This window comes from Shinella sp. R2-11 (genome assembly GCF_055330205.1).
On the sequence record NZ_JBVAPC010000002.1, the window covers coordinates 757,929 to 772,093 of the forward strand.

A 14,165-nucleotide genomic window follows, 5' to 3' on the forward strand; every position below is an offset into this window, starting at 1 on the left:
TCTTCTCCATTCAATAAGACACAAGCAAGGCAGACCCGTCCTCACCAAATTTCGGCTTTACACCGAGAAGCGCGGCGGATCGGCGGATGATCTCGCCCACCATCGGCGCGGCGTTGAGGCCGGCGGTGCGCCCGCCGCCTTCGCCCGTCTGCGGCGCGTCGATGAAGGTGAGGACCACATATTGCGGATCGTCGATCGGGAAGCCCGAAAGGAAGGCGTTGAAGTTCTGCGTGTTGGAATAGCGCCCGCCGACGACCTTGTTGGCCGTGCCTGTCTTGCCGCCGACATTGAAGCCGGGAACGAGAGAGCGGCGACCGGAACCGTCGTTCGCGTTGAGCTTGAAGAGGTAGCGCATGCTCTCGACCGTCGAGGGCTTGATGACCACCTTGGCGATCTCGTCGGCCTCCTCCCGCGTGCGCGGCAGGAAGGTGGGGTTGAGGAGCTTGCCGCCGTTGATGAGCGCGGCACCGGCGACCGCCGTCTGCAGCGGCGTCGTGGAAACGCCGTGGCCGAAGGAGATGGTGATCGAGTTGATCTTCTTCCACACATGCGGCTGGCTGGGGGTCTTCACCTCCGGCAGCTCGGTGTCCATGCGGGTCAGGAGTCCCATGCGGGTGAGGAATTCCTTGTGCGCGTCGATGCCGACGACGTCGGCCATCTTGGCCGTGCCGATATTGGAGGAGTACTGGAAGATCTCCGGAACGGAGAGCACGCGATGCTTGCCGTGGAAGTCCTTGATGGTGAAGCCGCCGATGCGGATCGGCGCGCGGGCGTCGAAGCTGTCGGTGATCTTCACCTTGCCGGAATCGAGCGCCATGGCGGTCGTGAAGCTCTTGAAGGTCGAGCCCATCTCGAACGTACCGTTCGACATGCGGTTCATCCAGCCTTCCTTCGCGCCCTCCGCCGGATTGTTCGGGTCGTAGTCCGGGTAGGAGGCCATGGCGAGCACTTCGCCGGTGTGCACGTCGAGCACGACGGCGCCGGCGGCGAGCGCCTTGTATTTCTCCATGCCCTCCTTGACGACCTCGCGCACGATCGCCTGCACGCGCAGGTCGATGGACAGGCGCACCGGCTCCATCTTGACATCGCTCGTCATGCCGATGGCGGCAAGGTCGGCAAGGCCCTGGTTGTCGATATAGCGCTCCATGCCGGCAATGCCGCGGTTGTCGATATTGACGTGGCCGACGATGTGCGAGGCGGTAGCGCCGCCCGGATAGAAGCGACGCTTTTCCGGCCGGAAGCCGATGCCGGGAATGCCGAGCGCGAGGATGCGGCTCTGCTGCTTGGGCGTGAGCTGGCGCTTCAGCCACTGGAAGCGGGACTTGGAGGTGAGCTTGCGGTAGATGCCGCGGCGGTCGAGGTCCGGCAGCACGGTGGCGAGCATTTCGACCGCCTCGTCCGCGTCGACGATCTTGTGCGGCTCGGCATAGAGCGAGACGGTGCGGATGTCGGTGGCGAGGATTTCGCCGTTGCGGTCGACGATATCGGGGCGCGAGGCCATCAGGTGGTCGGCCGGGCCGATGCTGGAGACGGTCTCGGTGGAGGCCATGCCGTACTGGACGAGCCGGCCGCCGATCACCGCATAGGCCATGCCGAAGCAGCAGATCATCACCGCGACGCGGCTGCGGGCCTGCGAGCCCGAGCGCTTGCGCGTGCCCTCGAAGGCCTGGCCGCCGGTCCTGGCGTTGTTGTTGCCGCCGGCGTTGAAATGCGCCTTGCTCTTGACGTCCATGATGCGGGAGAGAAACGACATCAGCGTGCCACCGATCCGGTTTGGATTGCGTCCGTGCCCGAGGCAGGTTTCTTGGCCTTGGCGACCTTGTCTTCCGGCAGCGCCGGCAGTTCGGCGGTCGGCATCGGCAGCTCGCTCGGCCGGGCGAGCTGGGTCGATTCCGTCGGCACGAGCTTCAGGTCGTTTTCGAAGATCTTGACGAGGCGGTTGAGGCGGTTGGGCTGCGTCAGCAGCGCCCAGTCGGCCTTGAGGAGGTCGATGGTGTCCTCCTCCAGCTTGATCTCGGCATCGAGCTTGCGCACCTCCTCGAGCTTGTTCTCGGCCTGGTGCTTGATCGAGTAGGTGACGGTGGCTGCGGCGGTCATGACGGCGATCATCACGACATCAAGGGTACGGAACATCACTCAGCTTCCCATCTTCTCGAGGCCGGCAAGGTTGGGCAGGTTGAAAATGGACAGATCATCCGTCCCGGCGGGCGCGCTGGTGCGCTCGCCTGCTCTCAGCTTCGCGGATCTGGCGCGCGGGTTGACCGCACTCTCCTCGTCGCTGGCGGCCACCATAGGGCGTCCGACTGGTGCGAAGGTTGCCGCCCTGTCGTGAACCTCCGGCAGATGGCGCGAACCCGCCGCCTTGCCGGAGCGATCCTGGAAGAATTTCTTGACGATGCGATCTTCCAGCGAATGGAAGCTGACGACGACGAGCCGGCCGCCCGGCTTCAGGGCGCGTTCCGCTGCGATCAGCGCGCGGGCAAGCTCGCCGAGCTCGTCGTTGACGAAGACGCGCAGCGCCTGGAAGACGCGCGTCGCCGGATGGATCTTGTCCTTGGCCTTGCGCGGCGTCGTCAGCTCGATGAGGTTGGCGAGCTGGCGCGTCGTGGTGAAGGGCTCCTTCTCGCGCGCCTTCTCGATGGCGCGGGCGATGCGGCCGGCCTGCTTCTCCTCGCCGAGGAAGCCGAAGATGCGGATGAGGTCGGAGACCTTGGCGCGGTTCACCACGTCGGCCGCCGAAACGCCGGAGGCGGACATGCGCATGTCGAGCGGCCCATTCTTCTGGAAGGAGAAGCCGCGCTCTGCCTCGTCGATCTGCATGGAGGAAACGCCGATATCGAGCACGACGCCGTCGAGCCCGCTCGCGGGCGCGTGGCGCGCGAGATCGGAAAAGCGCGAATGGATGAGCGTGAGCCGGCCGCCGGAAGCCTCCACCAGCGCCTGCCCGCCGGCAATGGCCGTCGGATCGCGGTCGAGGCCGATGACACTCGCGCCTTCTGTAAGGATCGCGGAGGTGTAGCCGCCTGCGCCGAAGGTGCCGTCGAGGAAGACCTGTCCGGGCTTGGGCTGGAGCGCCTCGATGACCTCGGAGAGAAGAACCGGAATGTGACGGACCGATCCGCCATCGGCATCAGAAGAACCTCCGCCAAGATCCGCCGCCATTCCGATTCTCCGTCTTACCCCGAGCCCAGACCTCGCGTCCTGAACTCTTCCCGGGCCGCCGCCTGCGTGGCTTGAAATGTCTGCGGCGCCCAGAGCTGAAAATGATCCGCCCGACCGACAAAGGTCACCTCCGCGGTGATGCCCGTATAGTCCCGGATGAAATCCGTGACCGGCAGGCGCCCCTCCGAATCGAGCTTCATGAAGACGCCGCCCCCGTGAATGAGGAGCGACATCCGGTTGGCCCTCGGCGAAAAAGCATCCTCGCTGGCGATCTGGCGCTCGAAACGATCGAGCAAATCCAGTCCGCCGACGCTGATCGCCGGAAACATGAAATCCTGGAAGCAGTAAAGTTCCCGGATGTCGCGCTGCGACAGGACGGAACGGAATGCCGAAGGAACGGAAACCCTCCCCTTGGCATCGATCCTGTTTGTCGCATTCGACAGGAACCGGTTCATGACGCGATACAGCCGCTTCCAAAGCCGGAGCACTGTGCATCCACCCCGGCATCACCAACACAACACAACGCGCACGAACCAGCCCTGATGCAACGCATGCGCGCCGCACCGTCCCCAGCCGGTTTGCCTCAAAGCTTTGCGATGATCGGACGCTCATGCGTCCTCGTGCAGTATGGTTCTGGGATAACATGGGACCACATGGGCGTCAATGGGAAGAGACCTCTTACCCGCTGTTCAGACCGTCAAATGTTTATAAGGCGTTAAGTTTAACAAAAGGTTAGGAACCACCTGCCAACGCCTTGAATCTGCACGCGCAAAAACGCCGCGGGCGCGCATTCCGGCGCGCCGCACGCATGACGCGAACGCCCGGGATTCCAGCGCGTCGGCGGGCTTGAAAAATTCATGCCCGAGAGGGAGATTTTGCCAGTTGGCCTGTAAGCCGGGTTCTGTATGGCTCCGGCTTTCACCGGAACGTGGCAGCCATTCATCTGGGACCGGACTTGCGCCCGGCCTCTTGCAACCCACCCGGATGACCGGCCCGGAAACAGGCTGAACCGCTTGCGCGGTTCGCGTCATCCCTATTCGGTTTTGCTCCCGGTGGGGTTTACCTTGCCGTCCATGTCGCCATGGCCGCGGTGGGCTCTTACCCCACCCTTTCACCCTTACCTTCCGAGGAAGGCGGTTTGCTTTCTGTGGCACTTTCCCTGGGGTCGCCCCCGCCGGACGTTATCCGGCACCGTGTTTCCGTGGAGCCCGGACTTTCCTCACCCTGCGGCCTTTCGACCCTTGCAAGGCGCGGCTGCCCGGCCAACTGGCAGGGGCTGACTAGCCCATGGCGCGACGAAACGCCAGAGCCTCAGCGGAAATGAACGGCAAAATCGGTAGCATAGTCCGGCTCGTCCAGCCGGCCGCGAATCAAGAGGTCCGCGCCGATGCGGCCGATCTCGTCGGAACTCTTGGCCCCCGCCCCGTTTCCGCCGGTCAGGAGCGCGACGCGCTCGCCGCCGACGAAGCCGGCATAGGGATAGCCGTGCACCGTATAGGTCGTGACGCACGGCGCGGCGACGAGACGGACAGGATCGAGGTCGGGAATGGAGCGGGCCAGCAGCCGCTTGAGATGGGCGATGGCGTTCGGATTGCCCTCCCCGCGGAACCATTCGGCGATCGCCGGCTCCTCGGCGATCTCGATATCCGTCGGGTCGCCGCCGATCTTGAGATAGGCATGCCCGTCCGGATAGACGATGGGCGGCAGCAGGTAGAAATGCTCGGACGGATCGGCGCTTTCGTCGATCCATGACGGCATGGCCGCGAAGGCTTCCGCCTGCCGCGGCGAAAGCTGGGCCAGAACGACGGTCCGCGCCTTGACGATCAGCGCCGGCACCCGGGGCAGCAGCCCCGGCGCCCGCGAAAAGCTGCCGGTCGCGACCAGCACGCGCCCGCCGGTGACGGCTTCGCCCGACCGCAGCGTCACCGATGCACGGTCGCCCGCGTCGGTCACGGAGACCGCATCGTCGGAAATGCAAACGCCGCCCGCCTTTTCCATGCAGGCGACCTGCGCGGCGACCAGTTTGCGCGGGTCGATATAGCCGGCGCCCTTCGCCTCGAAGACGCCCGCCGAACGCTCCGGCAGCGAGAACCATGGAAAATGCGCGCGCAGTCCCGCCCGGTCCAAGAGGGGCGCGTCGAGGCCGTATCGCGCGGCGACCGCCGCTACGGACGAGACGAAGTTCCCGTCCGCATGGCCGCTTATCAGGCAGCCCGTCTCGCCGTAGAAGGCGATGCCGCTCTCTTCCTCGATTTCGCGGTAACGGGCGATGGAGCGGTTGGCGAGCAGCGCCCAGTCGCGGTCCTGGTCGATCGTGCGGGTGATGCGGCCGCTGTCGTAATGGCTGGCGAAGACCCCGTCATGCGCCTTCCAGTCCGTCGGCTCGCCCCGGCCGACGAGCGCCACCGAGGCGCCCGTTCGGGAAAGGTGCCGCGCCGCCGCCGCACCCATCATACCCCTGCCCACGACGACGAAATCGAAATGCCGAACCATGCTCACCCTCGTTCTTCAGCGATGGCATAGCACGGCGGCGCGCCGAATCCAGCCCGGCGGACCGGACCAAACCTCAATCGATATAGCTCTGCACCTTGCCGCAATAGCGCTTGGAAACCGGGTTCATGCGCGTCGCGCCATGGCCGGCATTGTATTTCAGGATGGTGCCGCAGGTCGTGCCGCCGCCGAGGTCATGCGCCATGGCGAGGTACTTCATGCCGAACTTGATGTTGGTCTCGGGATCGAAGAGGCCCCTGGCGCTGCCGCGATAGCCCATCATGCGCGCCGTCGCCGGCTTGATCTGCATGAGGCCGATTTCGCCGGCGCTGCCGCGGGCCCGCGGATTGAAGTTGCTCTCGACGCGGACGACGGCATGGGCGAGATCGACCGGCACGCCATAGGTCTTCGCATAGGTCTGGATGAGGCTGGAATAGCTGGCCGCCTGGACGCCGGCCTTCAGCGGGTTCTCCGCCTTCGGATAGCCGGTCGTGCTCTTGAAGGTCTTCAACTGGCCGACGACGACGCCGTCCCTGTCGACGACTGTCGTGCGCTTGCCGCGCCTGGCCGACGCCTTCCGGGTCTTCTGCTTGCTCCCGGCCTTTTCCGCCTTGGACGATTTCACCAGCGGGCCGCGATAGTCGCCGGAGGCGGCATGCGCCATGCCGGCGGAAAAAACGGACACGCAAAGGCAGGCCGCGCTGATGGCAGCAAGTAGTCTTCTCATCTAGTTTCAGTCTCCAAAAGGCGCAAAGGCAGAGCCCTGGCCCGCGGCAATCCAAGCCGCGCACCCTGCGCAAACGTCTCGATCCTCATTGATCGCGGTCAGGCCCTGACCGCATGCTGCGCTGCAAGAACGCAGCCGGAAAGAACATGCCCAATCGGGTCAGGATGTGGCGAAGCGGTAAACTTCTGTTACAAACCGTAATATTCGAATATAAGAATGGGCTGTCAGACACCCAGCCGCGGCAGCGTGGAAAGCAGCCTGTGCAGCGTGTCGATGGTCGAGAAATCGGCGATGCCGTCGACCTGCGCGGGCCGGAAATGACGCTGGAAAGCGGCGACGGCGCCCTCCGTCTTTTCCGAGTAAATCCCATCGATTTCAATGCCGTAGCCGTAGAGCGACAGCATGGTCTGCAGCGCCTCGACGGGCTGGCCCGCATCCCCGCGCTGGAAGAAGCGCCCGCCGGCGATCGGCGTGGGCTCGACCCAGTGCCCGACGCCTCCGGCATGAAGGCGCCCCCAGGGGAATTTTTCACCCGGATCGACCTTGCGAACGGGGGCCACATCGCTGTGTGCCAGCACCCTTTCGGGGGCGATACCCCACCTTTCGCCACAATCGAGACAAAGTTCGACGACCGCACGGATTTGCGCGTCCGGGAAATCCGGCAGTCCGCCGGGATGGCCGGCATTGACGATCTCGATGCCGATGGAGGCTGAGTTGACGTCGGTCTCGCCCTTCCAGACGCTCTTGCCCGCATGCCAGGCGCGATCCGCCTCCCGCACGAGCTGCTCGACGCGGCCGTCCTCGTGAACGAGATAATGACAGGAAACCTCGCTTTCCGGCGCGCAAAGCCATTTCAGCGCGCCTTCGGCCGTTTCCATGCCGGTATAATGCAGGAGGATGATATCGGGAGAGCGCCCGCCCGCCCGTTCGCCGAAATTCGGCGACGGCGCGGCGGAGGCACCGGAATAGTCACATGTGAATGCGCTCATGCAGCGCAGCGTTCCTTCTCGATCGCCTCATAGGCAGCGTTGAGCGCGGCCATGCGGTCGTTCGCGATCTGATGGAACTCGGCCGGCACGCCACGCGCCACCAGCCTATCAGGATGGTTCTCGGAGGCAAGCACCCGGTAGCGCTTGCGGATCTCGGAAAAATCGTCGCTGGGCTTGACGCCGAGCACCTTGTAGGGATCGCGCCCGCTGATATGGACGTGGCGCGCCGTGATCTGCTCGAAGCGCTCCTCGGCCATGCCGAAGATCTCCGCGACGCGGACGAGAAAGGCCATCTCGTTCTCGTGGATCAGCCCGTCCGCCTTGGCGATGTGGAACAGGCCGTCGACGATGTCCTCGAGGATCGGGCAGTTCTTCTCGCAGGAGACGCACAGCGCCTTCATCTTCTCCGCATAGGCCTCGTAGCCGGAAACGTCCTGCCGCGCGAGGTTGTAGAGCCGGGCGACATTGGCCGCCTGGTTGTCCGGATACTTGAAGATGTCCTTGAAGGCATCGACCTCGGCGGTCGTGACGACGCCGTCGGCCTTCGCCATCTTGGCCGAAAGCGCGATCATCGCGACGGAAAAGGCGACCTGCCTGCGCGTCTCCGGATCGCCCTCGAAGAGCGTCCGCACGGCTTCCACCACGCCGGACAGCACATTGCTGGCGGCATCGGAGACGATGCCGACGAGACGGTCCCATACGGCACTGACGAAGCAACTGGGGGAGTTCTGGAACATAAGGTGATCTTGAGCAGACAATTGCAGGGAAAGCAAGGCAGGAAATACCCGGATGACAAAATTTTGATGCCCCTCAATAAGTGGATGCATCCGATTTTCCGGCACCGTGATTTTCGCCTGTGGAGCACAAAAGACAATCCGTCACAGAACGCGGATAAGTTCGCCGCGCCGTTTCCCTTCCGGGGATTCTGCGCTAGACAACCCGCACCATCGAGACGAGCTGAAGCCGAGGAGGAAACATGGCCAAGCAGAAAGTCGCAATGCTGACCGCAGGCGGACTGGCGCCCTGTCTGTCGTCCGCCGTCGGGGGCCTCATCGAACGCTATAGCGACGTCGCACCGGAGATCGAGCTCGTCGCCTACCGCTCGGGCTACCAGGGCTTGCTGCTTGCCGACCGCATCGAGATCACCCGCGAGATGCGCGAGAAGGCGCCCCTCCTCCACCGCTATGGCGGCTCGCCCATCGGCAACAGCCGCGTGAAGCTGACGAACGCCGCCGACTGCGTGAAGCGCGGCCTCGTCAAGGAAGGCGAGAACCCGCTGCGCGTCGCCGCCGAGCGCCTCGCCAAGGACGGCATCACCATCCTCCACACCATCGGCGGCGACGACACCAACACGACGGCGGCAGACCTTGCCGCCTATCTCGGCGCCAACGGCTACAACCTCACCGTCGTCGGCCTGCCGAAGACGGTCGACAACGACGTCGTGCCGATCCGCCAGTCGCTCGGCGCCTGGACGGCGGCCGAGGTCGGCGCCGGCTTCTTCGACCATGTCAGCAACGAGCAGAGCGCCGCCCCGCGCACCCTCGTGGTGCATGAGGTGATGGGCCGCCATTGCGGCTGGCTCACCGCCGCGACCGCCCGCGCCTATATCCAGAAGACCAGCGGCAACGAATATGTCGAAGGCTTCATGATGAACACGCAGCTGAAGAACATCGACGGCCTCTACCTGCCGGAGATGGACTTCAACCTCCAGGCCGAGGCCGAGCGCCTGCGGGCGGTCATGGACCGCACTGGCTTCGTCACGCTCTTCGTCTCGGAAGGCGCCTGCCTCGACGCCATCGTCGCCGAGCGGGAAGCGGCCGGCGAGACCGTCAAGCGCGACGCCTTCGGCCATGTGAAGATCGACACGATCAATGTCGGCAACTGGTTTTCCAAGCAGTTCGCCGCCCTGCTCGGCGCCGAGCGCTCCATGGTGCAGAAGTCGGGCTATTACGCCCGCTCCGCCCCCGCCAACCGCGACGACCTGCGCCTCATCCAGAGCATGACCGACCTTGCCGTCGAAAGCGCGCTCAACAAGGTCTCGGGCGTCACCGGCCACGACGAGGGCCAGGGCGGCAAGCTGCGCACCATCGAGTTCCCGCGCATCAAGGGCGGCAAGCACTTCGACACCTCGGCGAAATGGTTCGGCGAGGTGATGGACGTCATCGGCCAGAAGTGGAAGCCGGCGGCCTGAGCGCAGCGGGCTTGACGCCCGAAATTTGCAATGGCTTGCTCCCCGGATCGACCATCGATCCGGGGAGTTTTCATGTCCTTCGACCACTGGCTTGCCTTCGCCGCCGCCTCCGCCGTCATGCTCGCCATTCCGGGGCCGACGATCCTCCTCGTGATCTCCTACGCGCTCGGCCACGGAAGGCGGACCGCGGGCGCGACCGTCGCGGGCGTGGCGCTCGGCGATTTCACCGCCATGACCGCCTCCATGCTCGGCCTCGGCGCGCTGCTCGCCGCATCCGCCGCCGTCTTCACCGTCCTGAAATGGGTGGGCGCGGCCTATCTCGTCTGGCTCGGCCTCAAGCTCTGGCGCGCGCCCGTCGCGGCTAGCGCGGAGGGCGAGGCCCCGGCGGAGGAAAAGCCCTTCCGCATCTTCGCACACGCCTATGTCGTCACGGCGTTGAATCCGAAGAGCATCGTCTTCTTCGTCGCCTTCCTGCCGCAGTTCCTCGACCTCTCGCGGCCCGTCCTGCCGCAGATGGCGATCTTCGAGGCGACCTTCCTCGTGCTCGCGACGCTGAACGCCTTTTCCTATGCGCTGCTCGCCTCCGCGGCCCGCAAGACGATCCGCAAGCCCTCGGTCCAGAAGGTCGTCAACCGCACCGGCGGAACGCTTCTGATAAGTGCCGGACTGCTGACCGTGGGCCTCAAGCGGGCGGCGGCATGACGCATCGCGGGCGCTGCGGGTTGCCGCTTGGCGCCTGATCGGTTATGAGCGGGGCACGGCCACGGCCGATTGATTTGCAAAAGCATGGGCGTTCCGGCGCCCGCGCACCCCGGCAAACCGAGAGCGACGACCATGGCTGATACCCCCGTTTCCCGTCCGGCACGCATTGCCGCGCTTGCCTGCGCAGGCCTTCTTGCAACGCTTGCCGGCTGCGCCAGCGTGGCCGAGGACGCAACGACCGCCAGGACCGTGACGCCCGCTTCGGCAACGCCTGCCACGACGGATATCGCCGACGCCGACGGCGCGACCACCGAAGTCGCCTATGCCGCCATGCCCGCGGCAAAGCCCGGCACCGAGAACACGCCGGAAGCCCTGCCGACCCCGGTCGCCGTCGCGGCCGTCGAGGATGCCGGCGGCGCGGCCATGCCGGTTTCCGCGCTCGCAGAGGCGAGGCCCGTGACGGGCGCGGCCGCGGCCACCGCCGCCCTCGCCGGCAATACCGCCGCTGCCGGCGTGGTCCCGGTCAGCGAAATGCCGCAGGCGACCGAGATGGCCATCGGCGTCTCCGTCATGGAGCCGGGCTTCGACACGGGCGAGCCGGAAGGCCTCGAACAGCTCGTCGCCACCCACAAGATCGTGCCCATCGCAAAGCCCGCCCTGCTCAGCAACGCCGTGCTGACCACCGAGACCCGCCTCGTCGTGCCGCAGGCCGAGCAGCCGATACAGAAATCCGGCACGCCGATCGACGGCCTGATCACCAAATATGCCAGCCTCTACGGCATCCCGGAAACGCTGCTCCACCGCGTCGTCAAGCGCGAGAGCCGCTATAATCCGAAAGCCTTCAACCGCGGCCACTACGGCCTGATGCAGATCAAGTACGCGACGGCCAAGAGCATGGGCTACGAAGGCCCGGCCGAGGGCCTGTTCGACGCCGAGACCAATATCAAATATGCCGGCAAGTACCTGCGCGGCGCCTGGCTCGTGGCCGACGACAAGAACGACGGCGCCGTGCGCCTCTATGCGGCTGGCTATTATTATCACGCCAAGCGCAAGGGCCTGCTCGACGAGACCGGGCTGAGATAAACCGGCACGGTAGCGGCGGCCCCTCATCCCGCTGCCGCGACCTTCTCCCCGCAAGCGGGGAGAAGGGACATGTGGCGATGCCTCGCATCACGCGAACGTTGATATTCTCGGAAAACCGGATCGGCATTCCCCTTCGCCCCGCTTGCGGGGAGAAGGTGCCGGCAGGTGGATGAGGGGCCACTCTTTACCCCGCCGCCTTCAGCCAGAACGACATAGGCTTCCCGCTCTCCTCCGCCTCGCCGATATCCTGCCATGCCAGCGTCGTCGCAAGATCGGCGCGGTGCACGTAGCCCCGCCTGCCCCAGAACTTATCGAGCGGCACGTAATCGGCCGGACGCAGCGGATGATCCTTCGGCCGCTCCACCGCACAGAAGGCGCACCAGTCGAAACGGCCGAGGCGGCGCGCATAGGCCTCGCGCTCCTCGAAGAAGCGGACGCCCAGCCCCCTGCCCCGGTAGCTGGAGAGCAGGACGGATTCCCCGAAATAGAACACCCTCGCCGGATCGATCCCGGCCGCGACGAACGGCGCCCTGAATTCCTCCGCGGCATCCATCATCGGCACGCCCGTCGAGGCGCCGACGATCCGTGCGCCATCGAGCGCCAGCACGAAGAGGCTTTCGGGCGAGCGCGCATAGGTCGCAAGATAGGAGGCCTCGTAATCCTCGCTTCCCTCGTAGAGATAGGGAAAGGCGCGGAAGACCTCGATGCGCAGGCGCGCGAGATCGGCGATATGCGGCGTAACGGCCTCGCCGTGGACGATCTTGATCTGCATGATCCGTAAATGTTCCCAAGGGCTTGAACAATGCTATAAGGCGATCGGGTTTCGGCCTTGCGACAACGATATGAGGGATGACATGCCAGCAAAAGAGACGATCCGCGCCTATTACGACGCTTTCAACAGGCAGGACATGGAGGCCTTCCTCGATCTCTTGCATGACGACGTCGTCCACGACATCAACCAGGGCGGACGTCAGGTCGGCAAGGACGCCTTCCGCGATTTCATGGCGCATATGAACCGCTGCTACCGCGAGACGCTGACGGACATGGTCATCATGTCGAGCGACGACGGCGCGCGCGGGGCGGCCGAATTCGTCGTCAACGGCCAGTATCTCGTCACCGACGAGGGCCTGCCGGAGGCGAACGGCCAGACCTATATCCTGCCCGCCGGCGCCTTCTTCGAGATCCGCGACGGCAAGGTCGCGCGCATCTCCAACACCTACAATCTCAACGACTGGATCGCTCAGGTCGGCGTCTGACCGGCCTGAAGCTTCGACGCATCCAGCGCGTCGAGGATGCTTCTGACCAGCGGCTGGGGCCGATAGCCGAGTTTCGACGGCGTCAGCCCCAGCCGGATCACCGCCAGCCCGCGCGAGGGGATGATCGCCGCCGACTGCCCGTCATGCCCGAGGATCCAGAAGGCATCTTCCGGAAGACCGTAATCCGCGTCGCGCTTTTCGCCCGGCCCGTTCGTCCAGGTCTGCATATGGCTGTAGATGCCGCCCGACGCCTTGCTGGGCGCCGCCATCGCCGCGACGAAGCCCTGCGGCAGCAGCCGGCTTTCCTTCCAGACGCCGTCGTTCAGCAGCAGCAGCGAGAACCGCGCCCAGTCGCGCGCCGTCGCATACATGTAGGACGAGCCGACGAAGATACCCGTCTCGTCGGTCTCCATGACGGCGCTCGCCATGCCGAGCGGGCCGAACAGGGCCCTTGCGGGGAAGGACAGCGCCTGCGCCCGCCCGCCGAGCGCGCCCATCCAGAGCCGTGAAAGCAGGACGGCCGTACCGCTCGAATAGTTGAATGCCTCGCCCGGATTGGCCGCCAGCGGCTGGGCGATCGCAAAGCGCGACATGTCGGGTTCGAGGAACAGCATGCGCGTGACGTCCGTGACGGCGCCGTAGTCCTCGTTGAAGGCAAGCCCGCTCTCCATGGCGAGAAGCTGGCCGAGCGTGATGGTCGAGCGCGCATCCCCGCGCCATTCCGTGAAGAGATCGGTCATGTCGGGCGACAGCCCGCCCGCCAGCATCAACCGGCCGATCAGCGCGGCATTGACGGTCTTGGTCATCGACCAACCGAGGAGCGGCGTCGCTTCGGAAAACCCGTCGCCATAGGCCTCGGCGACGATGCGCCCGTCATGCACCACGACGATCGCCCGCATGCCCGGCCCGGCAAGGGCGGGATCGGCGAGGAGAGCGGCAAGGCGCGCATCCGGCATCACCGCCTCGCCGTCCGGCCAGGGGGTGGCGGGATCGCCCGCCGCGATTCTCGGCAGCGGCACGTCGGAAACCGCCTGCTGCGCGGCGCGGAAATCGCCGTCCGGCACGCCGGAGCAGCCGAATCCCTCGTGCCAGACGGCATAGCCCGGCGCGAAGAGGCCGAGGAGATGCGTCGTCACCGTTTTTTCTCTGAAGTCGACATCCTGCCGCATCAGCTTCAGGAGCGGATGGCCGGGCGCCTGCACATCCTCGGCCAGCACCGTTGCCGGGTCGCGCCCGGCGACGAAGACATTGGAGCAGACGATCTTGGCCGCATAGCCGGAGCCGACGCTGAGCAGCGACGGCGGCGATACGATGAGCCAGCTCGCCCCCACCACAAGGACAAGGGCAAGGACGGTCAGCGTCCAAGCGGCCAGCCTTTGCAATCGTCTCATCGCGGCCTCTCCTTCGGCAGGAGACAAGCAGGATTCCCTTGTCATGAAAAGGCTTTTCGGATTGCCGGCGGCAGACCTGCCCTCCGGCCGGCCGACCGATTGACCGAAATGCCACGCTATCGCCCCGAACGGCGCCTATTTTTGCGGAACCATCGCCGGATTGGTGCGTTCGGG

The 14,165-nt window shown here is 65.4% G+C and carries 14 protein-coding genes and 1 other RNA gene; 4 read left to right on the plus strand and 11 right to left on the minus strand.

The window, feature by feature from the left end; translation table 11 throughout:
- Positions 1–10 precede the first annotated feature (10 nt).
- The 9 genes from ACZ1A1_RS08275 to ACZ1A1_RS08315 form a co-directional block, all read right to left on the minus strand.
- Positions 11–1,753: a peptidoglycan D,D-transpeptidase FtsI family protein gene (locus ACZ1A1_RS08275; protein WP_313192755.1), complete on the minus strand. Its 1,743-nt coding sequence runs from the start codon at positions 1,751–1,753 to the stop codon at positions 11–13.
- A complete protein-coding gene (ftsL, locus tag ACZ1A1_RS08280) occupies positions 1,753–2,133 on the minus strand; it encodes a cell division protein FtsL (protein ID WP_415215906.1) in 381 nt (126 codons plus the stop codon). Before ftsL ends, ACZ1A1_RS08275 begins: the two co-directional genes overlap by 1 nt.
- Before the next feature lie 3 nt (positions 2,134–2,136).
- Complete coding sequence (gene rsmH, locus ACZ1A1_RS08285; protein ID WP_463619491.1) at positions 2,137–3,162, minus strand: 16S rRNA (cytosine(1402)-N(4))-methyltransferase RsmH; 1,026 nt, start codon at positions 3,160–3,162, stop codon at positions 2,137–2,139.
- Positions 3,163–3,176: 14 nt separating this feature from the next.
- Positions 3,177–3,617, minus strand: a complete 441-nt coding sequence (gene mraZ / locus ACZ1A1_RS08290; RefSeq protein ID WP_415215908.1) for a division/cell wall cluster transcriptional repressor MraZ — start codon at positions 3,615–3,617, stop codon at positions 3,177–3,179.
- A gap of 419 nt (positions 3,618–4,036) precedes the next feature.
- Positions 4,037–4,432: RNase P RNA component class A (gene rnpB / locus ACZ1A1_RS08295), an RNA gene on the minus strand.
- Positions 4,433–4,473: 41 nt separating this feature from the next.
- Entirely contained in the window at positions 4,474–5,655 is a 1,182-nt protein-coding gene (locus tag ACZ1A1_RS08300; RefSeq protein WP_463619492.1) for an NAD(P)/FAD-dependent oxidoreductase, read from the minus strand.
- Positions 5,656–5,728: 73 nt separating this feature from the next.
- Positions 5,729–6,379, minus strand: coding sequence for a lytic transglycosylase domain-containing protein (locus ACZ1A1_RS08305; RefSeq protein WP_463619493.1), 651 nt, complete (start codon positions 6,377–6,379; stop codon positions 5,729–5,731).
- Between the two features lie 224 nt (positions 6,380–6,603).
- The gene (locus tag ACZ1A1_RS08310; protein ID WP_463619494.1) at positions 6,604–7,368 is read right to left on the minus strand and encodes an N-acetylmuramoyl-L-alanine amidase; all 765 of its coding nucleotides are present in this window, start codon (positions 7,366–7,368) and stop codon (positions 6,604–6,606) included.
- Positions 7,365–8,105 carry a DnaJ family molecular chaperone gene (locus ACZ1A1_RS08315; RefSeq protein ID WP_318909384.1) on the minus strand — a complete coding sequence of 247 codons (741 nt, stop codon included), beginning with the start codon at positions 8,103–8,105 and terminating at the stop codon, positions 7,365–7,367. Before ACZ1A1_RS08315 ends, ACZ1A1_RS08310 begins: the two co-directional genes overlap by 4 nt.
- 239 nt (positions 8,106–8,344) lie before the next feature.
- Here ACZ1A1_RS08315 and ACZ1A1_RS08320 point away from each other — a divergent pair, with 239 nt between their 5' ends.
- The 3 genes from ACZ1A1_RS08320 to ACZ1A1_RS08330 all read left to right on the plus strand — a co-directional run bounded on the left by ACZ1A1_RS08320 (position 8,345) and on the right by ACZ1A1_RS08330 (position 11,344).
- Positions 8,345–9,559, plus strand: a complete 1,215-nt coding sequence (locus tag ACZ1A1_RS08320; protein ID WP_119255975.1) for a pyrophosphate--fructose-6-phosphate 1-phosphotransferase — start codon at positions 8,345–8,347, stop codon at positions 9,557–9,559.
- A gap of 72 nt (positions 9,560–9,631) precedes the next feature.
- Positions 9,632–10,261: a LysE family translocator gene (locus tag ACZ1A1_RS08325; RefSeq protein ID WP_463619495.1), complete on the plus strand. Its 630-nt coding sequence runs from the start codon at positions 9,632–9,634 to the stop codon at positions 10,259–10,261.
- Positions 10,262–10,393: 132 nt separating this feature from the next.
- The gene (locus tag ACZ1A1_RS08330) at positions 10,394–11,344 is read left to right on the plus strand and encodes a transglycosylase SLT domain-containing protein (RefSeq protein WP_463619496.1); all 951 of its coding nucleotides are present in this window, start codon (positions 10,394–10,396) and stop codon (positions 11,342–11,344) included.
- A 184-nt stretch (positions 11,345–11,528) separates the two neighbouring features.
- Here the strand turns inward: ACZ1A1_RS08330 and ACZ1A1_RS08335 are convergent, their stop codons facing one another.
- The gene (locus tag ACZ1A1_RS08335) at positions 11,529–12,116 is read right to left on the minus strand and encodes a GNAT family N-acetyltransferase (protein WP_463619497.1); all 588 of its coding nucleotides are present in this window, start codon (positions 12,114–12,116) and stop codon (positions 11,529–11,531) included.
- A gap of 82 nt (positions 12,117–12,198) precedes the next feature.
- Between ACZ1A1_RS08335 and ACZ1A1_RS08340 the strand changes: the two genes are divergently transcribed.
- Positions 12,199–12,600, plus strand: coding sequence for a ketosteroid isomerase-related protein (locus ACZ1A1_RS08340; protein ID WP_463619498.1), 402 nt, complete (start codon positions 12,199–12,201; stop codon positions 12,598–12,600).
- Here ACZ1A1_RS08340 and ACZ1A1_RS08345 read toward each other — a convergent pair.
- Positions 12,585–13,991 (minus strand): serine hydrolase domain-containing protein, encoded by a 1,407-nt coding sequence (locus ACZ1A1_RS08345; protein WP_463619499.1) that lies wholly within the window; start codon positions 13,989–13,991, stop codon positions 12,585–12,587. The genes ACZ1A1_RS08340 and ACZ1A1_RS08345 overlap by 16 nt on opposite strands.
- Between the last annotated feature and the right edge of the window lie 174 nt (positions 13,992–14,165).

What these genes read in the sequence shown, in the direction of transcription:
- ACZ1A1_RS08275 (WP_313192755.1), bottom strand. Translation starts at nt 1,753, where the DNA reads ATGTCGTTTCTCTCCCGCATCATGGACGTCAAGAGCAAGGCGCATTTC.
- ftsL (WP_415215906.1), bottom strand. Translation starts at nt 2,133, where the DNA reads ATGTTCCGTACCCTTGATGTCGTGATGATCGCCGTCATGACCGCCGCA.
- rsmH (WP_463619491.1), bottom strand. Translation starts at nt 3,162, where the DNA reads ATGGCGGCGGATCTTGGCGGAGGTTCTTCTGATGCCGATGGCGGATCG.
- mraZ (WP_415215908.1), bottom strand. Translation starts at nt 3,617, where the DNA reads ATGAACCGGTTCCTGTCGAATGCGACAAACAGGATCGATGCCAAGGGG.
- ACZ1A1_RS08300 (WP_463619492.1), bottom strand. Translation starts at nt 5,655, where the DNA reads ATGGTTCGGCATTTCGATTTCGTCGTCGTGGGCAGGGGTATGATGGGT.
- ACZ1A1_RS08305 (WP_463619493.1), bottom strand. Translation starts at nt 6,379, where the DNA reads ATGAGAAGACTACTTGCTGCCATCAGCGCGGCCTGCCTTTGCGTGTCC.
- ACZ1A1_RS08310 (WP_463619494.1), bottom strand. Translation starts at nt 7,368, where the DNA reads ATGAGCGCATTCACATGTGACTATTCCGGTGCCTCCGCCGCGCCGTCG.
- ACZ1A1_RS08315 (WP_318909384.1), bottom strand. Translation starts at nt 8,105, where the DNA reads ATGTTCCAGAACTCCCCCAGTTGCTTCGTCAGTGCCGTATGGGACCGT.
- ACZ1A1_RS08320 (WP_119255975.1), top strand. Translation starts at nt 8,345, where the DNA reads ATGGCCAAGCAGAAAGTCGCAATGCTGACCGCAGGCGGACTGGCGCCC.
- ACZ1A1_RS08325 (WP_463619495.1), top strand. Translation starts at nt 9,632, where the DNA reads ATGTCCTTCGACCACTGGCTTGCCTTCGCCGCCGCCTCCGCCGTCATG.
- ACZ1A1_RS08330 (WP_463619496.1), top strand. Translation starts at nt 10,394, where the DNA reads ATGGCTGATACCCCCGTTTCCCGTCCGGCACGCATTGCCGCGCTTGCC.
- ACZ1A1_RS08335 (WP_463619497.1), bottom strand. Translation starts at nt 12,116, where the DNA reads ATGCAGATCAAGATCGTCCACGGCGAGGCCGTTACGCCGCATATCGCC.
- ACZ1A1_RS08340 (WP_463619498.1), top strand. Translation starts at nt 12,199, where the DNA reads ATGCCAGCAAAAGAGACGATCCGCGCCTATTACGACGCTTTCAACAGG.
- ACZ1A1_RS08345 (WP_463619499.1), bottom strand. Translation starts at nt 13,991, where the DNA reads ATGAGACGATTGCAAAGGCTGGCCGCTTGGACGCTGACCGTCCTTGCC.